Origin of the sequence: Methanoregula sp. (assembly GCF_023227875.1) — an archaeon.
GTDB lineage: Archaea > Halobacteriota > Methanomicrobia > Methanomicrobiales > Methanospirillaceae > Methanoregula.
Map to the genome: position 1 here is coordinate 365,090 of NZ_JALOCH010000001.1, position 24,869 is coordinate 389,958.

The window sequence follows — 24,869 nt, forward strand, 5'->3', positions numbered from 1 at the left end:
CCCGTGAACCAGGGGGTACGGCTGAATTCCGGATCGCGCTCCACCCGCACCGGCTCCTCGCAGGGCCTTGGAAAGACCATTGCCCTTCTCACCTTAAACCACGGTTTCTCCGACCCGGGCCTGCGTGTGGTCCGCCTGGTTGTCAGAAAGAATAATCCCCGGGCACAACGATTGTACGAATCACTCCGGTTCCATCCGGACGGTGAATGCACGGAGCTTATCCACGGCGAACCGGTGGCATTCTGGCGGATGGCAATCGACCGGGAAACATTTGAGGGAGCGGACACACCATGAACGAAGCATTGCTGGTCATCGATGTCCAGAACGAATATTTTACCGGAAAATTACCGGTCACGTACCCGCACGGCAGCATCGTGAATATCCTGCAGGCAATGGACGCTGCACACGCGGCGCACGTGCCGGTCGTCGTGATCCAGCACGCGAACACGGCAGCAGGGGCGGCCACGTTCGTGCCCGGGACCCCGGCGTGGGAACTCCACCCGGACGTGAAGAGGCGCCCGCACGATCTCCTGATCGGGAAGACCATGCCGGGCAGTTTTACCGGTACCGACCTTGGTCCCTGGTTAAAGGACCGGGGGATCAATACGGTCACCATTGCCGGCTACATGACCCAGATGTGCTGCGACACGACCGCCCGGCAGGCATTCCACCTCGGGTATACGGTGAAGTTCCTGTCCGATGCCACCGGCACGCTCTCCATCACGAACAACGCAGGGTCGATCAGCGATGCGGACCTCCACCGGGCGATCCTCGTGACCCAGCAGATGCGGTTCTCGCAGGTCATGACCACGGCCGAATGGATACGGTCATTGCCGATCTCCTATCAGTAACCGGTTATGTTCTGGGCACTTCTCTCCGGCATCGGCGCGTGTGCCAATTCCCTCTATTTTATCGCGAACAAGAAGTTCCTGCAGTCCATCGGGCCGGACATTCTGGCGGCATCCGGCTTCCTTTTCACCTCGTTCTTTCTTTTATCCATCGCAGTGTCACGGGGGATCCCTGCTCTCGGCCCGGACTTCGTTTTTGCGGTGGCTGCCACATCCACGATCAATGTTGCTGCAACCACCCTCATCTTCTGGGCCCTGAAGTCCACCGACATCTCGCTTGCAGTGCCGATGCTCTCCTTCACCCCGCTCTTCCTGCTCGTTACGGCCGCGCTGCTGCTCCACGAGACCCCGTCCGTCATCGGGTTTACCGGCATCATCATCATCGTCACCGGTTCGTACATCCTCAATACCGCTGCGGAACATACCCGGCTTTTGGATCCCTTCCGGTCCATGGTCTCGCACCCCGGGATTTTTTCCATGCTCATTGTCTCATTTCTCTACGCGATTGCAATCGGGTTCGACAAGATGGTCGTGCTGAACTCCGACACCGTGTTCGGGTCCGGTGTGGTCTTTCTTGTTATCGGGAGCGGGTTCCTGGGAATCCTGCTCCTGAAACGACGGTCAGAAAGAAAACGATCCGGGTTGTCAGTCAGTACTCCTGTTGTGACCGCGGGAACATCGTACCGCCATCACCGCGATATCCTTGTGGCGGGAATGGCAATCGGGCTGATCGTGACCATCGAGGCGATGGCGATTAACACGGCATATCTTGAACAGATTGCCCCGTATGTCATTGCCATCAAACGGATGAGCATCCTGATCACGGTCCTCTACGGAACGGTTGTCTTCCATGAGGGAGGGATCATCCGGCGTATCTCCGGTGCCGGCCTGATGGTATGCGGGGTTGTCTTAATCCTGCTCTTCCCGTAACTCTTCCTGCTCCCGGAATTCTTCCGGGAATAGTGCAGCATCATTCAATAAACAGCGGAACGTCCCGGAACATGGTGCAGTCGAAGACGCCCCGGTCGGTGATGCGCAGGGACGGGATCACGGTAAGCGCAAGGAACGAGAGGTACATGAAGGGATTGTCGATACCGCCCATCCGATCGGTCACGTCCTGCAGGTCTTTTTGTTTGCTGACAACGTCTTCGTAGGGGAGCGTTGACATCAGTCCGGCACAATCGAGGGGCAGAACCGAGATCTCTGAACCTTGGATTGCGACCATGGCCCCCTGGGCCCGGATCACTTCCCGGATTGCATTCCGGATTGCCTCATCGCTGGTGCCGACAGCGACGATGTTGTGCGCATCGTGGGAGATGCTGCCGGCAATGGCACCGTCACGGAACCCAAAGCCGTGGACCAGGCCGATGCCCCATGGAGCATCGCGATACCGGTTGCAGACCACCACTTTGAGAATGTCGCGGTCAAGGTCCGGTATATCGTCGCCATTGCATTCATACCGGAGGGATTCGGTCAGGATCTGGCCGGGTACGAGCCCGATCACCCGCGCAACGCCACGGCCGGTAATCCTGATTGACGTTTTGCCCGGCAGGGGACAGCGGACCGTCGGGGGGAACGCGGCCTGCCGGGCCGGTGGTGCTGCGGGTACGTTTGCACCACGGATGAAAACCTCCCGGACCTCAAACTTCTCCGGGTCATCGACAATGCAGAGGTCCGCACGGCGCCCGGGAGCAAGTGCGCCCCGGTCTGCCAGACCGAACCGTTCAGCGGGAGACAGTGTGGCCATGCGGATGGCGAGTTCGGGCGAGAGCCCGCAGGCAACGGCCTTTCGGATGCACCGGTCGATATGCCCGTCTTCCATCAGCAGGTCGGCATGGCAGTCGTCGGTGGCAAACGAACACCGGGAGACCGAGGCCGGTGTCACGAGCGGGACCAGCTCCTCGATGTTATGTTCGGTTGAACCGTCGCGGATGTAGATATGCATCCCTTTCTTGAGTTTCTCCTCTGCCTCCGCACACGTCGTGCACTCGTGGTCGCTCTGGAGGCCCGCGAGGATATAGGCATTGAGGAGTTTTCCGGTAAGGCCGGGTGCGTGCCCGTCGCGGACCGATGAGAGTGCGAGCTTATCCCCAATGGCACGATCAGCGGCAAGCACCCCCGGGACATTCATCATCTCGCCCAGTCCAAGGATGCCGTCTTTTCCTATGAACCGGGATAAGTCTTTTGCATCAAGCACTGCTCCACCGGCATCGGCGGGAGTTGCCGGGACGCAGGACGGGAGCATGTACTGGATATCGATCGCCTGGTTCTTCCGGGCAGCCAGCATGTACTCAATGCCTTCGATGCCGGCAACGTTGGCGATCTCGTGAGGGTCCGCGATGACGGTCGCTGTGCCGTGCAGGGCAACAAGCCGGGCGTATTCGGGAGGAGTGAGGAGCGAACTCTCGATATGGACATGGGCATCGGTAAGGCCCGGGACGATATACTGCCCGGAACAGTCCCTGGTTTTATCCCCCTCGTAATCCCCGGTCCCGAGGATTGTGCCGTTCTTTATCGCAAGCGAGCCCTTGTCCCAGGACGCGGTAAATACGTTGAAGAGCCAGGCGTCTTCCAGCACCAGGTCCGCATGCCGGGCACCCGTGGCAGCTAAGATCATCTCCTTTGAAAAAGAGTTCATAAAAATCACACAACGATATCGCGGATAACGGCGGTCCTGCGGTCGCCGTCATGGAGCACATAGACAAATAATTTGTAGGAGCCGGGCTTAAGTTCGACCGGCACAAAAACAAGGTTCTCGCCATTCACCAGCGTGGCTGGTGCACTGACAATGGTATACTGTTCCTGTGCCAGGCCTGCAATCCGGTTTACGGTTACCTGTATGTGCACGTCGACCGGATCGCCCGCATGGCTGATGCTGACCAGGACCGACCGGTTGTCATACCGGGTATCCCCGACCTCAGTTGACAGGCACCCGGCACAGAGTGATACCACGAAGAGTACCGATAATCCTGCAACGATCGTGTAAACAGACCCTCTCATTATCCAGATGTAACGCGTGTAACCATAAAAATCCTGTTGGAGTATTTCCGGGCAGGTGTCCAGGCCGGGTATTTTGCCCGCTGGTAATTATCTGACAGGCAACCCGTGAAAAACAATAAAAAACGGCTCTGTAGAAAACCTGTGTGGGATAGTGTCAGATAGGGATGGAGCCACGGGCGCTCGGGGTCTGCCGACCCTCGCCCCGCGAAGAATCCTTCGGATTCTTCTCATCCTCACAGTCTGACGACCGTTCGGACCGTGGAACTTAACCGTATGCGAGCCTTGAAAAAAATTGAACCGGAGGGGTCAAGGGGGCTTGCCCCCTTGGGCTGCCTCCCCCTCTGGGGAGCCTGCGGTTCCCAAAGGGAAGCGGAGGCTTGAGAAGAACCGCAGTTCTTCGATATGAGAGAGGGGGTCACACTCGTAATTCCACTGAGTGCATTGTGAGCGGGATTTCCCATGAAAATTAACTAAGTTAAGTTAACAATTCACCTCAAAATAAAGTCTGGATTTTAATTTTCATGGTTCGGGTGTGAATCCCGTTCATGTGCGTTTCTACAGAGCCTAAATAACAGTACTGGCCTGAATTAAATTTCAGGACCGATAAAAAATGGAGAAAAAGAAAGAATATTCATGGAATTATTCAAAAAAGGGCATTTTCCCCGACATAAATCAAACATACCTTATTATACCATTATTCCTAAAAATCTCACTAAGGTGATAGTATAACAGTCATAACTTTTTCCCATCATAAAGGTGGTACCGGAAAGACCACTTCCTGTCTCAACATTGCGGGCTTTCTGGTCCAGGCTGGGAAAAAGGTCCTTGTCGTTGATTGCGACCCCCAGGCGAATGCAACGGTCGGCCTCAGGTACATTTCCCAGGCAACCGGGAAGAACATGTATGACGTGTTCATGAGCGGGTTTGAGGATTTTCCCGAGACATTCCCGGTAACGCCGATCTCTGAAATTATCCGGAATACCCCGTCAGGAATCGACCTCGCGCCGTCCCACCTCGACCTGGTCGGTGCCGACCCGTACCTGTACCGCATGGAAGGGCGTGCCGGTATCTTAAAAGAGGCGCTTGCAACGGTCAGGGACCAGTACGATTACATCCTGATCGATACTCCCCCGAGCCTGGGCCAGCTGGTGATCAATGGACTCTATGCCGCCGATCATCTGATCGTCACCCTTGATTCCGGGTCGTTTGCCCTTGATGGTGTCGCGACACTGTCCACCATTTTTTCGGATATGAAAGAGGATCTCGGCCGGGAGATCAAGCCCGATATGGCGATCGTCTCCCGCTGGGCTGAAGGTGCCACACCTGCCGGTCATCCGGAGGAACCCGGGGAAAAGAAGGACCTCATGTCGCTCTTCCGGGCACTCTTTTACAAAAAACCCGAACCCACGCAGGACGAGATCCGGTCTGCGGAAGAGCAGAAAGCCGAACACGAACGCCTGATCACGATGATGAGCGAGGTCCAGCGGCTGTTCCCTGTGGTCTATACGATCCCCTTCTCCCCCCTTATTTATGAAGCACAGAAACGGGGACTGCCCATCTCACATTTCGCTCCGGACAGCAGTGCCGGTGTTGCGTACAAGACCATCGCCGAAGAGGTGTTGAGATGGCATTAAAGGATTTTGAAGCAGTACTTGCACGTGCAAATAATGGTGATTTCTCAAAGCGAATCGATGAAAAGACTGTTGATATGGATCTCCGATCCATGGCACAGCAGATAAACCTCACAATTGACCGGCTTGCGGATGCTGCTGATACAAAACGCAAAGCGGATGCGATGATCCGGGATAATCCTCTTGCGATTGCCGTGCTCCGGAAGGACAAGAGCCGTGTTGACATCAACAAACAGTACGAGGTTGCGTGGCGGGGTTCCCGTGAAGAACTGATGAAGAAGAAACTCTATGACTTCGACATCACGGTGCTGTCCGGAGAAGACTTCTATGCCTGTTTTACGACAAAGAAACTCGCCGTGACCGAGGCAATGGTCAAATTCCCCGACGGGGTGAAGAGATATCTCACGCTCTATGCGATCCCGATACTCGACAACAATAACGAGCTTGACGGTGCGTTCTATGTCTGGGTGGATTATACCGATCTCCACGAGAAGATGGATGCGGTCAGGGAGATGGAGCACCGGGTCGACACGATGATCCAGGACAACCCGCTCGCGATTGCCGTGCTCCGGAAGGACAAGAGCCGGATCTCCATCAACAAACAGTACGAGGTTGCGTGGCGGGGTACCCATGAAGAACTGATGAAGAAGAAGCTCTATGACTTCGACATCACGGTGCTGTCCGGAGAACATTTCTATGCCTGTTTTGAGACAAAAAAACTCGCCGTGACCGAGGCGCTTGTCAAATTCCCCGACGGGGTAAAAAAGTATCTTACGCTTTACGCGATCCCGATCCTCGATGAAGCCGGGGAGATTGACGGTGCGTTCTATGTCTGGGTGGACTATACCGAACTCCACGAGAAAATGGACGCTGTCGAGGCAATGGAGTACCGCGTCGATCGTATGATCCAGGATAACCCGCTCGCGATTGCCGTGCTCCGCAAGGACAAGAGCCGGATCTCCATCAACAAGCAATACGAGGTTGCGTGGCGGGGTTCCTATGAAGAACTGATGAAGAAGAAACTCTATGACTTCGACATCACGGTGCTGTCCGGAGAAGACTTCTATGCCTGTTTTACGACAAAGAAACTCGCCGTAACCGAGGCAATGGTCAGGTTCCCCGATGGTGCAGTACGCTATCTCACCCTCAACGCGATCCCGATCCTCGACAAAGCCGGTGAGCTTGACGGTGCGTTCTATGTCTGGGTGGACTATAGCGATGCACACCTGAAGATGGAGGAGATCCAGAAACTCATGGATTCTTCAAAGAAGATGACAGATCTCCTTTCCCGCAGCGCGAACGAACTGGGAAAATCGATGAACCTGCTGGCCCAGGGGGACCTGAGGATGCGGGCTGAGATCCTCGAAGGAGACCCGCTGGCAACCCTTAAAACTGATTTCAACAAGGCGCTTGATTCGATCCAGCCTGTCATTACGGAACTGGAAAAATCGGTGACCCAGATGGATGTTACCATACAGGAGACAAGCCGGAGCACCACCGAGATCACCAGGTCGAGTGAACAGGTTGCAATCCAGACCCAGAAATCGGCAGACGGGGCAAAGCAGCAGATGGACGGGCTTGAAAAAATCGGGAAAGAAATATCGGATCTCTCCGCGTCCATTGAGGAGATCGCCAGTACATCCCATACCCTTATGGACCATGCGCAGAAAGCAGCCACCGAAGGAAACACTGCAGCTGAACTGGGAAAGGTTGCTACCTCAAAGATGATGATGGTGGAGAAGATCTCCGGAGAGAGTGTTACCGAGATCACTGCACTGAATGAGCGGATGAAGGAGATCTCAAACATCGTAAAGATGATTGCCGATATCTCAAGCCAGACGAACCTGCTCGCTCTCAATGCTGCCATAGAAGCCGCCCGGGCCGGGGAACACGGGCGCGGGTTTGCCGTTGTTGCCGGTGAAGTGCGCAACCTTGCCGGTGAGTCCAAGACAGCAACGAACCAGATCGGCGAACTCATCAATTCCATCCAGGACAACAGCAACAAGACCGCCACTGCGATCAAGAGTTCCTATAACGAGATCCAGTCCGGCATAGAAAGTGTTAACCAGACGATCGAGGCGCTGAACCGGATCACTACGGAATCGAACGTAGTTGCACAGGGGGTGACCGAGATCACCAAGGCAACCGAAGACCAGGCAGAAGCCACTACCCGCGTTATGGGAGGCATGGAGCAGTCCCGCACGCTCACGCGGGAAAACCAGGAACGGATGGAAGACATGGCAGCCCTTGCCGAGGAGAGCAGTGCGTCAACGGAAGAGATTGCCAGCGCAACGGATGAACTCGCCTCCATGGCCGAACGACTGAAGAATATGATGGAAAAGTTCAAGACGAGGTAAGGAATGGCATCAACAATCGATATTGTCGAATTCGAACTGGATGGGGAACGGTATGCCCTTGATATCCAGCTGGCAAGGGAGATCGTGGAGATGATCCCCATTACCCCCATCCCCCGTGCACCTGCGTATATTTCGGGGGTCATCAACCTCCGCGGTGAGATCACCAATATCATGAATCTCAACACCCTGCTGGGTCTTCCGGAAAAGGAAATCCGGAGCAACCAGAAGATCATTGTCCTCGTTCCCGAAGCAGCCGGTGGGAGCAATGTGGGGATCATCGTTGATGATGTCAGCAGCGTGATCCAGGTGTCCGAATCAGATGTCGATAAGATCGGGGCCGGGTTTTCATCGGAGTTCGCGTCGTTTGTCAAGGGGATCATCAAGATGAAAACCGACGAGGCGGAAGATACAAAAAAGAACCTGATCATCTGGCTCGACATGGAGAAAGTCATTAAGGATCTCGTGGAGAAATAAGCTGGAGGAGATGAGCGTTGTTGTCACTGGTGGCCTGTATGTATGTCCGGAGGAATGGATTTGACTGAACGACCGGGAAGAAAAGCATTATTCAGCGGGGCAAAGGCAACGGGCACTCCGTCGTCCGGATCCACTGCGGAGATTGCGGCCCATGTCCGCCAGCTGAACGAAGAGATCGCGTCAGTACTATCATCTGCTGTTGCAGGGAGACCGGCAAATTCCCTGGACGCGGTGAAATTCGGGGCAGAATACACGACCCTGGTAGGCGCGGTAAACGCAGTCCTTGCCATCCTTAAAACCGGGGGACGTTCGCCCGAACCTGCGGTACCCAAAGCGTTTATTTCCGGACAATCAGGGTCTGATAACGATATTGTCACCGACCTCCGGAACCGCCTTGAGATGATGGTTACGAAAAACCCGGTCCCGATGCTGGTCACCACCCCGGCGTTTTCCATTATTGAAGCCAACGAGGCCTTTATACAGATGAGCGGCCTGCGCCTGGATGATCTGAAAAATACCAGCCTTGCGGAATTCAGGCGCATCTCCCAGACGGGTGAAGGTGCAAAAGTCGCACTTTTAGAAAAACGGCGATCCTTTGGGGAGGTCACGATTGAACTGCCGTCCGGTGTGCACGTGCTCGAACAGTACTGCATCCCTGTACTAGGGAACGACGGTGCTGTCTCCTCCCTGCTCTTTGTCTATTATGATGTAACGGCCCAGAAGAAGAAGAGCGAGGAGATCGAACAGCTCAAGCACCGTTCCGAGACGATCGTCCAGCAGAACCCGATGCCGATCATCCTTGTCGACAAGACCTTCCACATCAGGGTTGCGAACGAGGCCTATACCACGCTCAGCGGGATCAGCCGGGCCGATCTCGTGAAGATGACCCTGCACGACTTCAAGGTACTGGAGCAGTCCGGGGAAGGGCTCAAGCGGGTGATCAGCGAACGGCACCGTTCAAAGGGAGAGGTGCTGGTGGAGTTCCCGTCAGGTATACGAAGACTCCAGCAGTACGGGATCCCCATCGAAGATGCCGGCGGGAACGTATCCAGTATCCTGATTGTGTACAACGATATCACGGAAGAGCGGAAGAAGCTCGAGGAGATTAATGCTCTTGTTGCGAGCCAGCAGAAGAGCCAGCAGGATCTCCAGAAGCAGGTGGAGGAAGTCGCCATCCTCAAGCAGCGCTCCGATACTATTGTCAAGCAGAACCCGATGCCGATCATGCTGATGAACCCTGAGTTCAAGATCATCATGGTGAACGAGGCATACATCACGCTCACCGGCCTTGCCAAAGACAAGCTTCGCGGGATGAACGCCCGGGACTTCAAGATCACGAGCCAGAAAGGCGAAGGGTTAAAACGGGTCCTTACCGAGAAGAAACGGAGCTTCGGGGAGATTGTCATCACGTTCCCCTCCGGGGAGCATGTGCTCGAACAATACGGTATACCGATCGTTGACGCGAAAGGAGATCTTACCACCATCCTGTGCGTTTACAACGACGTCACGCACCAGCGTGAACAGGAAGCGAAGATCAAAGAGATGATGGATGACGCCAAGGCCAATGCCGAACTGCTGACGGTCAGCGCAGAAGAACTGCAGACTGCCCTTGCCCGGATCGCCTCAGGAGATCTCACGTTCCGGGTAAGTGTAGACGAGGCCGATCCGCTCGTCAAACTGAAAGTCGATTACAATGCTGCCGGGGAGTCCATCCACAAGGTCCTCGGGAACACCGTTGAAACCGTGAACAAGCTCGACCTCACCATCAAGGACACCATCAAGAGCACGGAAGAGATCGCAAAAGCAACAGAGCAGGTGGCGATCTCAAGCCAGAAATCTACTGATAACGCGAAAATGCAGATAGACCGTGTCCAGAAGATCTCCAATGATGTCTCTGAGATCTCCGCATCCATCGAACAGATCGCAAGTACTTCCCACGATGTCATGACCCATGCAGAGAAGGCGTCCGAGGAAGGGGCCGAAGCTGCCAAGATCGGGAAGATCGCGACCGGCAAGATGGAGACCGTTGAAAAGATCTCCAAGGAGAGCGTGGACGAGATCACGGCACTCAACGACCAGATGCGCGAGATCTCCAAGATCGTCAACCTCATCACGGATATCGCCAACCAGACCAACCTCCTTGCACTCAATGCCGCGATCGAAGCAGCCCGTGCCGGCGAACATGGGCGTGGATTTGCAGTGGTTGCCGGGGAAGTGAAGAACCTGGCCGGAGAGTCCAAGAAGGCGAGCAGCCAGATCGAGGCGCTCATACGCTCAATCCAGGCAAAGAGCGAACAGACCTCGACCTCCATGCAGCAGTCGTTCGAGGAGATCAAGGGCGGCATCGACAGTGTCAACAAGACCGTGGAATCGCTGAACCGGATTGTGTCGGAAGCCGCGATCGTATCTGCCGGCGTGGGCGAGATCACAAAAGCGACCGAGGACCAGGCAAAGGCCACCACCCAGCTGATGTCCGGTATAGAATCGTTCAGTACGCTGACCAATGAGAACCAGCAGCGTATGGAAGATATGGCCGCACTTGCCGAGGAGACCAGTGCATCCACCGAAGAAATAGCGAGTGCGTCTGCCGAACTTGCAGCAATGGCAGACCAGTGCAGGAAGGAGATGACACGGTTCCGTCTTAACTGACGGGACTGTACCGTTCCGGCAAACCACAGATGGGATAACACAGAGCGGGATAGTTGTTTCCGTATTTCGGGAACCGTAACTCAACCAGAACGATGACGGGGAATCTGATGGATGACTTTGATGCATTAAAGCGGCATATCGAACAGACGCTGAAGATCCAGTGTGGCAACTACAAGGAAGATTATATCAAGCGCCGTCTCCTCTCGCGGATGCGATCGACCAATACCACGAATCACGGGGAGTATCTCAAATACCTCAAGGCAACGCCATCCGAACTCGAGGTGCTCAGGAATGCCCTGACGATCAATGTTACCGAGTTCTTCCGGGACAATGATGTGTACGAGATCCTGAGAAAAGAGATCCTGCCCGATCTCTTCTCGAAGCGCAAAAGGCTGCGGATCTGGTGTGCCGGCTGCTCCACCGGAGAGGAACCGTATTCGATTGCCATGATCCTTCATGAGATCATGTCCACGAACAAGGAGCTCTCGGTCCAGATCCTTGCTACGGATATCGATAAGGTAGTGCTTGCAAAGGCCCAGGAAGGCATCTATTCGCCAAAAGCGATGGTGAAGCTTTCAGATGCGCAGACCCACCATCACTTCAATAAGCTTCCGGACGGGAACTTCCAGGCAAAACCGCACCTGAAAGAACTCATCCGCTTCCGGCCCCACGACCTCATGGGAGGGACTCCGGTCTCACGCTGGCTCGACCTGATCACCTGCCGCAACGTAACGATCTATTTCACGGAAAAACAGAAGGATGATCTTGCACGACTGTTCCATGATGCTCTGGTCAGCGACGGCTATTACATCATGGGCAAGACGGAATATCTTGGCAGGCAGGTCGAAAATCTTTTCGTGGCAAAGAACTCCGTGCAGAAAATATTCATGAGAAAGGATTGACCGGGATCCATTACAATTTTCTCTCTTCTTCCACTTCGGTTTTCCGCTCGAAATCTTTTGTCAGTTCACGCTGGAATTCCAGGCGGGCTGCATGTGCCTTCAGCTGGTTTAAGACCGTCACAAAATTCACCCCGACGATGACGATGACCAGCAGCAGGCTCACCCAGAGCATCACACCCTGGGCGGAGAGAAAGGCTGCCCAGAGCAGTACGACAAACGAGATGAGGTAAAAAACCACCCATGTCCGTATCCCGGGCAACTCCATGCTGATCCATTTTCACCCGTCAGGATAAGAATATATCCAGATTCACCCGGTGGATTTCCCTGCTGTAGCGAAAAAGCCGGCGTTGATCATGGATCGCGGCGATCCTGCGCCATCCGGGTCGATCGTCATGTTTTTTTAGATATGCCCCCAGTACTACATGTGGAAAAAGGGGATATCATCACACTTGTCGTGGGTGTGATACTGGTGCTTATCATGGCCGTTGTTGCAAATCCCCAGGTACAACTTTTCCCAGGTCAGCCAGCTCCAGTCCCGACTCCTGGAGAAACCCCTGTTCCGACACCTGTGGAAACCCCGGTCATCTCCAGTACACCATTGCCGACCAGCACGCCTACTCCTGTCCCGACCATCGCGCCGCCGTACCAGATCTATTACAGCAGCGATCCGTTCACCTACCCGAGGTTCAAGATGCCTGAGAACATGAATACATTCGGGGCCGGGGACCTGCTTCGCAGGGACGAGATGGTCACCTTTGCATTTATGAACGGGACCCGTGGCGGCTTGTCCCAGAAGTTCCGCGTCCCGTACCCGGTCTGGGTGCTTAACACGACCGTGACGGCAGACCGTAACCCGCAGTACGGGAATTTCCGGATGGTCCTCTGCTATGCAGCCAACGGGACGATCATCGACGGTGAAGAGATCCTGAACCGCGGATCGATGACCCGGGTTGTCGAGACATCCGGTGCCGAAGTCTACATGATCATCACGACCGCGTATGTCGACTATTTCCGGATTGAGCTTGCGACCCCGCGGGATTACTACGACGCCTATACGCCAGCGTAACAAACGATCCTGGCAGGGTCGGAGCAATTCACGGCTTTAAAAGCATAACCGGATTATATTTTTTCCACGGTTACGCGGACACGGTCGCCGTTTTTCAGGATGTGCCCCTTCGGGATGTCGATGTTGAACCAGAGTGCCTCCGGGTGATCCTGCGTGGGATCCTGCGACATCAGGCAGTCCTTGTGTTCGTTGATGTTTGCAACAAATTCTACCGTTGATTCAATCTCAAGAACTTTCGTCATAATAAAAGGGAAAGATGATGTGGGGATATTCAGATGGCACGCGGGGTGACCATCCAGGTTGTACTGTTCGAATAGCTCCACCGGATGATATCCAGTTCCTTACAGATCTCGGCAAGGATTGCCATGTTTGTACCCACCTCTTTTGGTGACAGGCCAAGGTCTTTTGCAATATATTTTGATTTGAAATAGTGCTTGCCCTTGGTAATGCCTGAGCTGAGATACGAAACGATCTTGTGCTGGGTCTCGTTGTACGTCTCACGTATTTTTTTTGTTGTTGACATGTTGTGCCTCAGCATTAAAAACTCATATGAATTAACTGGTATTTATGTGTATCTAATAACCCGGCCGTAAATACTGTCTTGTTTTTTTCACGCAGCCACAATTCTGACCAGAAAGATTATATCCCGCCTTCCGGTAGCGTAGTTTTTCCTTGAAGGCATTTCCGGGCATTCATGGCATTTCCGGGTAAAAATTATACGTTTTTCCGGATTGCCGGGATCCTAAGCCAGCTGCTGGACCTGTGCATCTGCGATCTTTTTGATGAGCGCTTCAAGGACTACCTCGCGCATGCCCTCAACGAATTTTATGCTGCCGACCACAAGGTGCCCGCCGCCACTGATCCCGCCGCCGGGGATCTCAACCCGCAGTTCCCTGACCATACGGGGGATATTCATGAGTACCCCCCGTGACCTCAGCACGGCAAAGTCCGGGCCAAACCCGATGGTAACCACGGGTTTTCCCGCGTGCTCGCGACAGAGCCGGTCGTGGACCTCTCCGCTGGTCTTGCCCGGTGGCGGGAAGGTGAACTTGTGGGCATGGATCTCGACATCGAGGAGGAAGAGATGTGCGTCGTTTGAAAGGACACGCGAAACCACGTGGGGCATACTGGCACTCATCTGGTCCTCGATCATGGTATTTGCCCCGTCCACAAGGAGAGCGATCAGTTTCTTGTGGCGCTCGGTCCTGCCATTGATGTTCAGGATATCCTTGACGATCTCGCGACCGTCATTGAACCGGAGCCAGAACTGTTCGTAATCCAGGGCAAGGGCGATGTCCTTGCAGGCCTCCTCCGGGTACTGGTCGCGGACAAGCGCAAGGAAGAGGGCCCGCTCGGGTGCCTCGCTCCGGTCCCCCACACCGGCAACGGCCGGGAGGTGACGGATTACCGGTTCGACCTTTGGGTTGATCAGCCGGGCAACTTCGGTGCCGAGCATACCTGCCGTGATCCCGAAGTCCCCGCCAACGTGGTAGGGATTGACATGGGCCTTGACATACTTGTCAATGGTTGCATCGGGATGGTGGTGGTCGACGACAATGAAATCGATATCGTATACGCTTGCGATCTTGTACGCCGGCTCGTCTTCCTCGGTCGAACCATTGTCCGTGAGGAGCACGAGGGGCATCTTCTGCCCGAACCTCACATGGTCCTTCAAGGCAAAGTCGAGGTCGCGGGTGATGTCCTCGATCTCGTAGAACGGGGCTTTTGAAGGCGCACGCTTGAAGAGGAAGTAATCGGCATCGAAGTCCCCACCGGATTCCCGGATCAGGGATACAACTGCCTGTTCGATGGCAACCGCGGAGCAGATGCCGTCCGCGTCCGCATGGTGGCGGAGGATGATCGGCTGCGAGGTGAAGACCGCTTTCCGGATGATCTTCGCGACCTTCTTCATCTCGGGCCGGAGCTTCTCCATGACCTCGCTCTTGACAAGGAGCGGGATATCCTCGGGCTCGGAGCGGAGATCAAGGGCTTTCTCGATCCTGTCTTTTACCGCCAGCGCATCGTCCCCGGCAAGGACGCTCATTGCATCGACCTCGATCTGGAGCTGGTTGTTCCGCATCATCACTTCGCCAATGACCTTGACGATGTTTTCCAGCTCGACTTCGGGGTATGCCCGAACGCCGGCTTCAACGAATGCTGCGGCATTCTGGGTGCCGGTCTCATCGACAATCGTGAAGATCGTGGGGCCGCTGGTCTGCTTGACCTGGGCGACTTCCCCTTCAATAGCAACGGTCTTCCCGACTTTTGTGCTCAGGTCCGCGATCCGCACGGTCGTTGATTTCCGCTCGATATTCTGTACCTGGTATACCTGGATCAGGATCTCTTCAAGGTCGATATTGCCGTTCGGGCGGATCTGCCGGACCCGCACAAGGATCGAATCGCGTTCCTTGTGTTCGGCCTTGACATTGCTCTTGTGCACAAGGCCCTTGATCCGGTCGTTCAGCTGTACGAACATGCCGAAGGTGGCAAAACCCTGGACCTTTCCCTGGTATACGTTCCCTTCCTCGATATCGGCAAGGTCACAGCCAGTGCCAAGCCGGTAGACGAGGACATCGTCATCTAATGAATCTTTCATGTTTCTCTCTCACCACACACAGCGTACGGAAATAGGGTTGCGATATGGTATCCGGTATCGTCAACGGTCCGCGGATATGAATGATTTGTATGATCATCAATGGGAGCCTGAATGTTTAATTTACTTGTTATCTGCAAAAGAAGGGGACCGCCGGAGGAACCGGCCATCAGTCTCGGAATGGGACTTCAACCATCTCCAGGTCATTGGGGACGAGGATCCGGCCGGAGAATTTTTTCTGTGCATCGCTGACATGTGCCTGGGTATCGGTGTAGCGCGAGCTCGTGTGGATGAGGACGAGCGTCCGGGCATTGAGTGCCGCTGCCGCCTCGCCGGCCTGGGCTGCCGTGGCATGGTAGAACTCCGTGGCACGGGCCGTCTCAGATTCGTCATAGGTTGCATCGTGGATCAGGAGATCGGCGTTATGGGCGATGTCCATGATCGCGTGGTGAACGGCACGGGTGTCACCGGTATAGACGATCTTTCGTCCCGGCCGGGATGAACCCATGACCTGTTCCGGCCGTATCTCAACAACGGTCTCGCCGTTCTTCACGGTCACCGTTTCCCCCCGCTGGAGCCTGCCGAAGAGCGGCCCGGGCGGCACTCCGAGGGCGATCGCCCCTTCACGGTTGAACCGGCCCGGGCGCGGGTCCTCTTCGAGAATAAACCCGAGGGCCGGGAGGCCGTGGTTTGCGCCAAATGCCGTTATCGTATAGCCGTCAAACCGGACCCAGGAGCCGTGCGTGAGTTCCACCGACTCCATGGGAAATTTCAGGTTGAACCGGGCTACGTGCCGGAGTGTCCGGACAAACTCGTGCACCCACTCGGGCCCATAGATCGTGAGCGGTTCCGTGCGGCCGTTGAATGACATCGTCTGGACGAGGCCGAATATTCCCAGGAAGTGGTCGGCATGCCAGTGGGAGACGAAGATCGCGTTGATGGTGAACCCGCACCTTGCCCGCATCATCTGCTGCTGGGCGCCCTCGCCGCAGTCAAAGAGCAGGGTATCGGAACCCCGCCTCACCATGATGCAGGGCGGGTTGCGTGTCGGGGTAGGGAGGGCGCCGGCGGTGCCTAAGAAATAGACCTGTAATGTCTCGCCGCTCACGGTACATCACTCCGTGATATTCCTGTCGTCGTCTGTTTACCCATCACACGAATTCCCTCCGGAACACCGCAAGGCTCTTTTTTGCTTCTTCTACCGAGCGCCCTTCAATCACGATCCGTTCTCCCCGGTACCGTGAGGCAACCGTCTTCCCTACGGTTCCCCATGCGATAGTGCCGTCTCCGAGCGGGAGGTGTTCATCGGAGATGCCGTGGTTGTCGTGGATATGGATATGGTCGGCCTTGTCCACGTACCGGAGGAACTCGCTGACTTTTCCAATGGTGTTGGCATGGCCGAAATCAAAGGTCATCCCGATACCCTCGATGCCTTCTGTCATGCCGATGAGCTCTTCCGGGAGCCTGCAGAGGAATTCCTTGAAGCTGATCATGTTCTCAAGGCAGGCCAGCACCCCGTGTCCAGCAGCACACCTGCCGATCTGGCGGAGTGCCTCTTTCTGGAGGTCCCAGACTTTCTGGGGCATCATCTTGCCGACAGGCGAGATATAGCCCGGGTGAATGGTGACCCGGTCGGTAAGCGGTGCCGCGTGCTCGATACAGGTGCAGAGCTGCCGGATGGATTCCCTCCAGATGGGATCATTGAGCGTTGCAATATTCAGGTCGCCGTACGGCGCATGGACCGAAGCGCCGAGCCGGGTGGTCGCAAGTACCTCCTGCACTTTTCTGAAGCATTCCGGGTTCTCAAGACGGTAATTCCCATCGCTCACGATCTCCCACCCGGCGTACCCTGCTTCCTCAATACCGTACACCCACGAGATGTCGTCCCAGACCTTTGCCGACGATGAGAAATACAGCGCCGCGGTCACGGGTCATCCCTCAGTTGCCGGATGAGACGCTGGACAGCACCGGAAAATTCTGCCAGTGTCCCCTCATTCTCAAGCCGGACATCTGCCTGCTCCAGGGCATGGCCCAGGCCCCAGCCCAGTTCCCGTTCGTCCCGGTTGTGCAGGGCACCAGCGGTCGTGAAATCGTCCGACCGCGCCCGTGCCGCGATCCGTGCAAGACGGTCCTCGAACGAGGACTCGATACTGATCAGGGTGAACCCCGGGAAATTTTTCCGGAAGAGTGCCACCTCGGTGTCCCCGCGGATCCCGTCAACAAGCACAAGGGGGGATGATTGCCGTTTGATCTCGGGAACGCAGAGCCGGGCGATCGCGTCCATGCCCTGTTCAGCCCGGAGCCGGTTGGCCGTTGCCCCGAAATTCGTGTCGTTCGGTTCGAGCCCCGCTACCTGCACGGCTTTCCGTATCATGTCGCCCATGACAATGACCGGAATGCCCATCTCCTGGGCTATACGGGAGAATTCACCTTTTCCGCTTGCGGGCATGCCGACAACGCCAATCACTTTCATAGGATATCTCTCCAATCTCCCGTGTCCGAATCCGTACTGTCCGTCCCAGCTCGTCGGCGATCTTCTTCAGTTCTGCCAGCGTGAGGGGAGGATGGTTCTCCTGAAGATTTCGTTGTTTACAGATATATTCCCCATTGGTCATATCAGGAGCAGTCTCGCGCATCCGGATGATCTTGTGCTCGCCCTGCTGGAGCACGAGCGGCGTAGTCCCGATCTCCGCTGAGATCTTTTTGATATACTCTGCATTCTCGTAGAATGCGGTGATGACGATCTCTAATTCCGACAGGATATCCTCACGGGACGCTTTTTTGCAGATTTGAATGGATCTCTTCAGGTTTTTCTCATAGTTGTCCACAGGGACCGTCGTGTACCCTCCCTGTAATCCGGAGAAACCTTCCCAACGGGTCTTGTAATCGATCGCGATCCTGTCTGCCAGGTGCTGCCGGATGAGTTCTTCCAGCGTACCGGGAAAAAGGCCGTTTGTCTGGAGTGCTACCGCAAGTCCCAGTTTCTTCGCATAGTTCGCCAGTTCAATGAGAGCCTCTTTCTGGAGGGTGGGCTCCCCGCCGGAAAAAACCACTCCGCTGATGAACGGCGATGAAGTCTTGATCATTTCTTTGATTTCATCGAGATCCCGGTGGTCTTCCCCGGACTGGATCGCCTCGTTCTGGCAGTAGGAACAGCGCAGGGGGCACCCCCGCAGGAATACTGTGCAGACCGCCCGCCCCCGCCAGTCGATCGTGGAGACCGGGACAAAACCCCCGAAGTTCAGCTGTATAGGATCACCGTGCCGGAATATTTATTCCCGTGGTTATTTGAGTGTATTGAGTTATGGGTCTGCAACTAAAGAGGTGCTTCCTGCTGCGGGTGATAGCAGCATTTCACAAGTACTGAACTACCGTTGAAAAAAATATGTTGTAAAAATGGATGGGATAATCAGAATTTGAAGTGGCGGTTGACGATCTTGATCGCACAATAATCGCCGCACATCGTGCAGCCGTCAGTATCGGCAGGCATGCGCTCTGACCGGATGGCCTTTGCCCGGGCAGGGTTCATGGCAACAGCAAACTGCCGGTCCCAGTCAAGGTCACGGCGGGCGTGCCCCATCTCAAGGTCTAACTCGCGTGTCTTCTTCAGTTTAATCATGTCGCCGACGTGGGCGGCAATCCGTGAACTCATCACGCCTTCGTACACCTCTTCGGGGGTCGGGAGGGCAAGGTGCTCTGCCGGGGTAACGTAACAGATGAAATCTGCGCCGAGCGAGGAGGAGATAGCGGCACCTATGGCGGCGACACGGTCGTCGTAGCCGGGGGCGATGTCGGTGACGATGGGGCCGAGCATGTAGAACGGCTTGTGGTTGGTGACCCGTTTCATCAGCTGGACGTTGGTTGCGATCTCGTCGATCGGCACATGGCCCGGACCTTCAACGATCACCTGTACGTCCTGTGCGTGCGCCTTGTCTGCGAGTTCGGCATTGATGAGCAGTTCCTGGATACCTGCCCGGTCGGTTGCATCGTGGATCGCGCCGGCCCGCATGCCGTTGCCCATGGAAAGGGTGACTTCGTGCTCCTTCATGATCTCAAGCAGGTAGTCGAACTCCGAATAGAGCGGGTTCTCCTTCTCGTTGTGGAGCATCCACGCGGTCATGAATGCCCCTCCCCGGGAGACAAGTCCTCCATGACGGCCCTGGTTCTTCAGGCGCTTCACTGTCTCCCAGTTGATGCCGGTGTGGATGGCCATGAAGTTGGTGCCCGCCTTTGCCTGTTCGGCCGTGATCCGGAACAGGTCGTCCTCTTTCATGTTCACGACGGCCCCATCCTTCTGCGCCGCTTCAATGAATGCCTGGTACAGGGGCACGCAGCCAACACTGAGGTTTGTATTGGCGATAACCTGGCGGCGGATCTCCATGAAGTCCCCGCCGGTCGAGAGCTCCATGAGCGTGTCAGCGCCGGCACGTTCTGCCTGCTTTGCCTTCTCGATCTCTTCAGGGATATTAACGATATCCGTAGATGTCCCGATGGATGCATTCACCTTGGTGCGGAGCCCTTCGCCGATACCGCAGATCTTCACCTTGCGGTAGGGGGAGACCGGGATGACGATGTGGCCTTCGGCAACGCTGCGGCGGACGAAGTCTTCCGTGACTCCTTCCTGCTTTGCCACCAGTTTCATTTCTTCAGTTACGACGCCGCGCTTGGCATCTGCGACAATACTCATGGCATACTGGTTGCTGTAAAGACAAGATAAAGGCTTGTTTTTTCAATTCTTGACTAAATCTGGCTTGTTAAGTAAACAAGTAAAGTTGAATTGGAATAACGCAGAATTTTTTGTGTTGCCCTTTTCCGCGATATGGTTGCCTTTTGCCCGTTTTCCCCCGGTTAAAAGAGAAATGAACGGCCATGGCTTATGCGCAATGTTTATATAATATCTAGCACTAACTATTGGTAAACCTTAAACAAACGAGGTGTTTTACGATGACAGAAAAGGATTATTTCGACGTTACAGTAAAAGAAGCAGCCCACGATGACGCAGGCCGCGGCATTGCACGGCTCAGTATCGAGGTGATGAAGAAACTCGGGCTGGTCTCCGGCGATGTGATTGAGATCCAGGGCAAGAAGAAGGCCGCTGCAATCGTCTGGCCGGGATTTGCCCAGGACACCGGGTCAGGCACACTCCGGATTGATGGGAACATCCGGGGGAATGCCGGCACCGGTATTGACGAAAAGGTCAGGATCTGCAAATCAGAGGCAGAGTATGCGAAGAAGATCGTGGTCCAGCCCACCCAGCCGATCCGTCTTGTCGGGGGTGAGCAGTACCTTTCACGGGTATTGCGCGGGCGGCCGGTGATCGAAGGCCAGGCTGTCCGCGTTGACGTGATTGGGAACTCCATCACCCTCATCATCACGAAGGTCACCCCCAAGGGCATGGTCATCGTTACCGATGACACCGAGATCGAGCTGAAGGAAGAGGCCTACAAACCCGAAGAGGGCAAGCAGGAGATGTCCGATATCCATTACGAGGATATCGGCGGTCTCGGCCGCGAGCTCCAGCTCGTGCGCGAGATGATCGAACTCCCGCTCCGCCACCCGGAGATCTTCGAGCGTCTTGGTATCCAGCCGCCCAAAGGTGTATTACTCTACGGTCCCCCGGGCACAGGTAAGACCCTGATTGCAAAGGCGGTTGCAAACGAGGTTGACGCCCACTTCATCACGCTCTCCGGCCCGGAGATCATGAGCAAGTACTATGGCGAGAGCGAGAAAGGGCTCCGCGAGAAGTTCGAGGAAGCGGAGCAGAACGCACCCGCCATCATCTTCATCGACGAGATCGATGCGATCGCCCCGAAGCGCGCCGAGGTGCAGGGAGAGGTCGAGCGCCGTGTTGTCGCCCAGCTCCTCTCACTCATGGACGGCCTCAAGGGCCGCGGGCAGGTCATCGTCATCGCGGCAACCAACCTGCCGGACTCCATCGACCCGGCACTCCGCCGCGGCGGACGGTTCGACCGGGAGATCGAGATCGGTATCCCGGACAAGAAAGGACGCCTTGAGATCTTCCAGGTGCACAGCCGCGGCGTGCCGCTCGCTGACGACGTAAAGATCGAGGAGTTCGCAAACACCACCCACGGTTTTGTCGGTGCCGATATCGCGCTGCTTGTCAAGGAAGCGGCGATGCACGCGCTCCGTAAGATCATCCCCCAGATCAAGATCGACGAGGAGATCCCAAGCGAGGTGCTCGATGCGCTCCGGGTAACCAACGAGGACTTTGCCGAAGCCCGGAAGAACGTTGAACCCTCCGCAATGCGCGAGGTGCTGGTGGAGGTCCCCGATGTCACCTGGAAACAGGTCGGCGGGCTCGAGGACGTGAAACAGGAGCTGAAGGAGGCGGTGGAATGGCCGCTCAAATACCCCGATGTGTTCGAGCGGCTCCAGACCAAGCCCCCAAAAGGCATCCTGATGTTCGGCCCGCCCGGTACTGGCAAGACACTACTCGCGAAGGCCGTGGCAAACGAGAGCGAGTGCAACTTCATCGCAATAAAAGGCCCCGAACTGCTGTCGAAGTGGGTAGGCGAATCCGAGAAAGGTGTCCGCGAGATCTTCCGCAAGGCACGACAGGCATCCCCGTCGATCATCTTCTTCGACGAGATCGATGCGCTGGTGCCCAAGCGCGGCACCTTCCAGGGATCATCCCATGTAACCGAGAGCGTTGTCTCCCAGATCCTGACTGAGCTTGACGGTATGGAGGAGCTGAAGAACGTCACCATACTCGCGGCCACCAACCGGCCGGATATGCTGGACGATGCCCTGCTCCGCCCGGGCCGGCTCGAGCGCCACATTTACGTCCCCGCACCCGATGCGGAGAGCAGGAAGAAGATCTTCGACGTTTATCTCGGCGGGGAGACCGGCAACATCCTTGCAAAAGACGTTGACGCTGAAGCTTTGGTGAAACAGACCGAAGGCTATGTTGGCGCCGACATCGAGGCCCTCGTCCGCGAGGCGAAGATGGCGGCAATGCGGGACTTCATCGTCGAGATGGGCGGCAGGAACGAGCAGGAGCGCAGGGACGCGATCAAGAACGTGATGCTGACCAGGGCCCACTTCGATGCGGCCCTGCTCCGGGTGAAGGGATCGCTTGATGCGGACGCGATCGAGAAGTCCGAGCGCCAGGCATGGGAGATGCTCTACAACCAGGAGCAGCGCACCATCCTTGACAAGGCTGCAATGCTGATCGCAAGGGCAGGCATGGCCCATAAGAAGGCCGATGAAAAACCGGCCGATGAACTGCGCAGTGCCGTTTATGCACGGAAGAAGGACTTTGCCGCGATTGCAAAGATGTCCGAATCGCTTGAGAAGAAACTGGAAAAGGCATAACCTTCGAGTGAAGTAAAAACGAGGTGAGAACAATGTACAAAGACCCCATGGATATGTTTGAAGAGATGGACGAGATGTTCGCCCGGCTCTTCTCACGGATGGACCGGGAGTTCATGGACGGCAACCCTGATGTGTACGGGTACCGGATCGAATTCCGCAACGGAACCCCCGTGCAAGGGATGACGGAGGCACCGTTATCCCCGCCCCGGTCAACCCATGAACCGGTTGCCGAAGTCCACCGGATCGGTGACGAGACAAAGGTGATCACTGAACTCCCCGGTGCAACGGAAGAGATGATCCGGCTTGACGTAAAGGGGGACACGCTTGTCATTGACGCAGGCGATGCGGAGAATCACTACCACACCACCGCCGATCTCCCCCCGGTGGAGACGGCCTCGATGCAAAAATCGCTCAGGAACGGCGTGCTGGAAGTCACGTTCCGGAACCTGCCCGATACTGAGGCTACTCATGAGCCCGGCAAGAATTAATCCTCTTTTTTTCTGCACTGCAAAAACGTGTATGAACAAAAGTTCATACTCAAACGATGAAAGTCATTGAAATTTTTGCTCTGTAGAAAACCTTGTCACAACGCACTCAGTGGAATTACGAGTGTGACCCCCTCTCTCGCTCGAAGAACGCTAAAGCGTTCTTCTCGACCTCCCTTCGGTCGGTCCCCCAAGGGGGAGTCCGAATGGTCCAACAGGACCACGAGGACGCAGAAGAACCTGAAAGGTTCTTCGAGGCAGCCCAAGGGGTGCGCCCCCTTGACCCCCGTTGTAATCTCGAAAGTTTTCAAACAACATTCTTGCCCAGCGAGGCCCCGACGAGGCGGCCGAGCGACCCCTGAAGGGGGTGGGCTTGCTCATATCCGTGATTATTTTGGGAAATTATTTCGGGATAGGACACTATACCTCATACCTGTTTAATTCAATTCTCCGGCAAAATCCTCTTTAAGTGATCTGATTTTCCCCACGTGCGCCGGATAATAATCCTCATAAACCCCGCCATCAATAGACTACACACATCAGGGTGTCCGGCAGGACGCCCCGGGTTGCATGCCCTGATGTGGCAGAGGAAGGCGGTACCACATGAAACTCAAAGATTTCCTTGTCAGCGAAGGAACGGAAAAGAACCTGGCGGACCTGATCCTCTTTTTAAGCGAACAGGCCCCCGCCGTCAGGAAGGGTTTTCTGGTTGCCGGCAAAAAGGCAGCCGCCGGTGAGAAGACCCGGAATGTCTATGGCGAGGAGCAGATGCCCCTCGACAAGTACGCCGATGCGGTCTTCATCGACGGGCTGAAAAAATCCCGGCTTGCCCGGTATGTTGCAACGGAAGAGCAGGAGCAGGTTGTTGAGATAGCGAACCCGAAGGCTGGCTTCGGCGTGGTCATCGACCCGCTCGACGGCTCCTCGCTCATCGATGTGAACCTCTGTGTCGGTACCATCATCGGGATCTATCCCGGCCACGTACTTGAGAAGGGTTCCACTATGGTCGCCGCCATGTACATGCTCTACGGGCCGCTCACGAGCCTGACCTTCACCACGGGCAAGGGCGTCCACGAGTTCGCAATGGACGATACCGGTGAATTTGTCCTGCGCCAGCGCGACCTCAGGATCCCCGAGGGGAAGGTTTTCGCGCCCGGCGCCCTCCGGAAGGACTACCTCCCCGCCCATGCCCGCTGGATCGCGCAGCTCGAACAGGAAGGGTACAAGCTCCGGTTCAGCGGCTGCTTCGTTGCCGACGTCCACCAGATCCTCCACAAGGGCGGTGTCTTCACCTACCCGGGGACCCGGGGAAAGGAGAAGGGAAAACTCCGCCTCCTCTATGAGGCCAACCCGATGGGCACGATCATCCACCATGCCGGCGGGGCGATCAGCAACGGCAGGACGGACATTCTTGGTATCGTACCCAAAGCGATCGATGACGTCACCCCGATCTATGTGGGGGGCAAAAAGGAGATCGCGCTGATTGAAAAATTTATGCGTGAAGCGTGAATAAACAGGAGTGATACAGT

23 protein-coding genes are annotated in these 24,869 nt (G+C 55.8%); 12 read left to right on the forward strand and 11 right to left on the reverse strand.

Annotated features, from left to right (window positions below; genetic code table 11):
• Positions 1-3 precede the first annotated feature (3 nt).
• Genes M0R30_RS02000 through M0R30_RS02010 form a run of 3 tightly spaced genes read left to right on the forward strand, consistent with a single transcriptional unit; the run spans position 4 to position 1,778 of the window.
• The gene (locus M0R30_RS02000; RefSeq protein WP_292542624.1) at positions 4-294 is read left to right on the forward strand and encodes a GNAT family protein; all 291 of its coding nucleotides are present in this window, start codon (positions 4-6) and stop codon (positions 292-294) included.
• Positions 291-851, forward strand: a complete 561-nt coding sequence (locus M0R30_RS02005) for a cysteine hydrolase family protein (protein ID WP_292542627.1) — start codon at positions 291-293, stop codon at positions 849-851. Before M0R30_RS02000 ends, M0R30_RS02005 begins: the two co-directional genes overlap by 4 nt.
• Before the next feature lie 6 nt (positions 852-857).
• Positions 858-1,778 (forward strand): EamA family transporter, encoded by a 921-nt coding sequence (locus M0R30_RS02010; RefSeq protein WP_292542629.1) that lies wholly within the window; start codon positions 858-860, stop codon positions 1,776-1,778.
• Positions 1,779-1,818: 40 nt separating this feature from the next.
• Here M0R30_RS02010 and ade read toward each other — a convergent pair whose 3' ends face one another.
• Positions 1,819-3,486, reverse strand: a complete 1,668-nt coding sequence (gene ade / locus M0R30_RS02015; protein ID WP_292542632.1) for an adenine deaminase — start codon at positions 3,484-3,486, stop codon at positions 1,819-1,821.
• Between the two features lie 5 nt (positions 3,487-3,491).
• The gene (locus M0R30_RS02020; protein WP_292542635.1) at positions 3,492-3,848 is read right to left on the reverse strand and encodes a hypothetical protein; all 357 of its coding nucleotides are present in this window, start codon (positions 3,846-3,848) and stop codon (positions 3,492-3,494) included.
• Between the two features lie 734 nt (positions 3,849-4,582).
• Here M0R30_RS02020 and M0R30_RS02025 point away from each other — a divergent pair.
• From M0R30_RS02025 to M0R30_RS02045, 5 genes are all read left to right on the forward strand, one after another.
• A complete protein-coding gene (locus M0R30_RS02025) occupies positions 4,583-5,482 on the forward strand; it encodes an AAA family ATPase (RefSeq protein WP_366513082.1) in 900 nt (299 codons plus the stop codon).
• Positions 5,473-7,836, forward strand: a complete 2,364-nt coding sequence (locus tag M0R30_RS02030) for a methyl-accepting chemotaxis protein (protein WP_292542638.1) — start codon at positions 5,473-5,475, stop codon at positions 7,834-7,836. The genes M0R30_RS02025 and M0R30_RS02030 overlap by 10 nt, the downstream gene beginning before the upstream one ends.
• 3 nt (positions 7,837-7,839) lie before the next feature.
• Complete coding sequence (locus M0R30_RS02035) at positions 7,840-8,310, forward strand: chemotaxis protein CheW (RefSeq protein ID WP_292542640.1); 471 nt, start codon at positions 7,840-7,842, stop codon at positions 8,308-8,310.
• Between the two features lie 60 nt (positions 8,311-8,370).
• The gene (locus M0R30_RS02040; protein ID WP_292542643.1) at positions 8,371-10,959 is read left to right on the forward strand and encodes a methyl-accepting chemotaxis protein; all 2,589 of its coding nucleotides are present in this window, start codon (positions 8,371-8,373) and stop codon (positions 10,957-10,959) included.
• A gap of 107 nt (positions 10,960-11,066) precedes the next feature.
• Entirely contained in the window at positions 11,067-11,861 is a 795-nt protein-coding gene (locus tag M0R30_RS02045) for a protein-glutamate O-methyltransferase CheR (protein ID WP_292542646.1), read from the forward strand.
• Between the two features lie 10 nt (positions 11,862-11,871).
• Here the strand turns inward: M0R30_RS02045 and M0R30_RS02050 are convergent, their stop codons facing one another.
• Positions 11,872-12,126 carry a hypothetical protein gene (locus tag M0R30_RS02050; protein ID WP_292542649.1) on the reverse strand — a complete coding sequence of 85 codons (255 nt, stop codon included), beginning with the start codon at positions 12,124-12,126 and terminating at the stop codon, positions 11,872-11,874.
• Positions 12,127-12,285: 159 nt separating this feature from the next.
• On the opposite strand from M0R30_RS02050, the gene M0R30_RS02055 reads away from it, so the two are divergent.
• On the forward strand, positions 12,286-12,927 hold the full coding sequence (locus M0R30_RS02055; protein ID WP_292542652.1) for a hypothetical protein: 642 nt from the start codon (positions 12,286-12,288) through the stop codon (positions 12,925-12,927).
• 53 nt (positions 12,928-12,980) lie between these two features.
• Here M0R30_RS02055 and M0R30_RS02060 read toward each other — a convergent pair whose 3' ends face one another.
• From M0R30_RS02060 to thiC, 8 genes are all read right to left on the reverse strand, one after another.
• Positions 12,981-13,169 carry a hypothetical protein gene (locus M0R30_RS02060; RefSeq protein ID WP_292542654.1) on the reverse strand — a complete coding sequence of 63 codons (189 nt, stop codon included), beginning with the start codon at positions 13,167-13,169 and terminating at the stop codon, positions 12,981-12,983.
• 29 nt (positions 13,170-13,198) lie between these two features.
• Positions 13,199-13,450, reverse strand: coding sequence for a hypothetical protein (locus M0R30_RS02065; RefSeq protein WP_292542656.1), 252 nt, complete (start codon positions 13,448-13,450; stop codon positions 13,199-13,201).
• Positions 13,451-13,669: 219 nt separating this feature from the next.
• Entirely contained in the window at positions 13,670-15,523 is a 1,854-nt protein-coding gene (locus M0R30_RS02070; protein ID WP_292542658.1) for an OB-fold nucleic acid binding domain-containing protein, read from the reverse strand.
• Between the two features lie 166 nt (positions 15,524-15,689).
• The gene (gene rnz / locus M0R30_RS02075; RefSeq protein WP_292542660.1) at positions 15,690-16,628 is read right to left on the reverse strand and encodes a ribonuclease Z; all 939 of its coding nucleotides are present in this window, start codon (positions 16,626-16,628) and stop codon (positions 15,690-15,692) included.
• 43 nt (positions 16,629-16,671) lie between these two features.
• The gene (locus tag M0R30_RS02080; protein WP_292542662.1) at positions 16,672-17,448 is read right to left on the reverse strand and encodes a sugar phosphate isomerase/epimerase family protein; all 777 of its coding nucleotides are present in this window, start codon (positions 17,446-17,448) and stop codon (positions 16,672-16,674) included.
• Complete coding sequence (locus tag M0R30_RS02085) at positions 17,445-17,993, reverse strand: AAA family ATPase (RefSeq protein ID WP_292542665.1); 549 nt, start codon at positions 17,991-17,993, stop codon at positions 17,445-17,447. Before M0R30_RS02085 ends, M0R30_RS02080 begins: the two co-directional genes overlap by 4 nt.
• Complete coding sequence (locus M0R30_RS02090) at positions 17,947-18,792, reverse strand: anaerobic ribonucleoside-triphosphate reductase activating protein (RefSeq protein WP_366513083.1); 846 nt, start codon at positions 18,790-18,792, stop codon at positions 17,947-17,949. Before M0R30_RS02090 ends, M0R30_RS02085 begins: the two co-directional genes overlap by 47 nt.
• A 137-nt stretch (positions 18,793-18,929) precedes the next feature.
• Positions 18,930-20,207, reverse strand: coding sequence for a phosphomethylpyrimidine synthase ThiC (gene thiC / locus M0R30_RS02095; protein WP_292542667.1), 1,278 nt, complete (start codon positions 20,205-20,207; stop codon positions 18,930-18,932).
• 257 nt (positions 20,208-20,464) lie between these two features.
• Here thiC and M0R30_RS02100 point away from each other — a divergent pair, with 257 nt between their 5' ends.
• The 3 genes from M0R30_RS02100 (at position 20,465) to M0R30_RS02110 (ending at position 24,849) form a co-directional block, all read left to right on the forward strand.
• A complete protein-coding gene (locus M0R30_RS02100; protein WP_292542670.1) occupies positions 20,465-22,855 on the forward strand; it encodes a CDC48 family AAA ATPase in 2,391 nt (796 codons plus the stop codon).
• Positions 22,856-22,887: 32 nt separating this feature from the next.
• The gene (locus M0R30_RS02105) at positions 22,888-23,343 is read left to right on the forward strand and encodes a hypothetical protein (protein ID WP_292542672.1); all 456 of its coding nucleotides are present in this window, start codon (positions 22,888-22,890) and stop codon (positions 23,341-23,343) included.
• A gap of 600 nt (positions 23,344-23,943) precedes the next feature.
• Entirely contained in the window at positions 23,944-24,849 is a 906-nt protein-coding gene (locus tag M0R30_RS02110) for a class 1 fructose-bisphosphatase (protein WP_292542676.1), read from the forward strand.
• The last annotated feature ends 20 nt before the right edge of the window (positions 24,850-24,869 follow it).

Bases quoted from the DNA above. Each gene is read 5' to 3' on its own strand.
- M0R30_RS02005 (WP_292542627.1), top strand. From the start codon at position 291: ATGAACGAAGCATTGCTGGTCATCGATGTCCAGAACGAATATTTTACC.
- M0R30_RS02010 (WP_292542629.1), top strand. From the start codon at position 858: ATGTTCTGGGCACTTCTCTCCGGCATCGGCGCGTGTGCCAATTCCCTC.
- ade (WP_292542632.1), bottom strand. From the start codon at position 3,486: ATGAACTCTTTTTCAAAGGAGATGATCTTAGCTGCCACGGGTGCCCGG.
- M0R30_RS02020 (WP_292542635.1), bottom strand. From the start codon at position 3,848: ATGAGAGGGTCTGTTTACACGATCGTTGCAGGATTATCGGTACTCTTC.
- M0R30_RS02030 (WP_292542638.1), top strand. From the start codon at position 5,473: ATGGCATTAAAGGATTTTGAAGCAGTACTTGCACGTGCAAATAATGGT.
- M0R30_RS02035 (WP_292542640.1), top strand. From the start codon at position 7,840: ATGGCATCAACAATCGATATTGTCGAATTCGAACTGGATGGGGAACGG.
- M0R30_RS02045 (WP_292542646.1), top strand. From the start codon at position 11,067: ATGGATGACTTTGATGCATTAAAGCGGCATATCGAACAGACGCTGAAG.
- M0R30_RS02050 (WP_292542649.1), bottom strand. From the start codon at position 12,126: ATGGAGTTGCCCGGGATACGGACATGGGTGGTTTTTTACCTCATCTCG.
- M0R30_RS02060 (WP_292542654.1), bottom strand. From the start codon at position 13,169: ATGACGAAAGTTCTTGAGATTGAATCAACGGTAGAATTTGTTGCAAAC.
- M0R30_RS02065 (WP_292542656.1), bottom strand. From the start codon at position 13,450: ATGTCAACAACAAAAAAAATACGTGAGACGTACAACGAGACCCAGCAC.
- M0R30_RS02070 (WP_292542658.1), bottom strand. From the start codon at position 15,523: ATGAAAGATTCATTAGATGACGATGTCCTCGTCTACCGGCTTGGCACT.
- M0R30_RS02085 (WP_292542665.1), bottom strand. From the start codon at position 17,993: ATGAAAGTGATTGGCGTTGTCGGCATGCCCGCAAGCGGAAAAGGTGAA.
- thiC (WP_292542667.1), bottom strand. From the start codon at position 20,207: ATGAGTATTGTCGCAGATGCCAAGCGCGGCGTCGTAACTGAAGAAATG.
- M0R30_RS02100 (WP_292542670.1), top strand. From the start codon at position 20,465: ATGACAGAAAAGGATTATTTCGACGTTACAGTAAAAGAAGCAGCCCAC.
- M0R30_RS02105 (WP_292542672.1), top strand. From the start codon at position 22,888: ATGTACAAAGACCCCATGGATATGTTTGAAGAGATGGACGAGATGTTC.
- M0R30_RS02110 (WP_292542676.1), top strand. From the start codon at position 23,944: ATGAAACTCAAAGATTTCCTTGTCAGCGAAGGAACGGAAAAGAACCTG.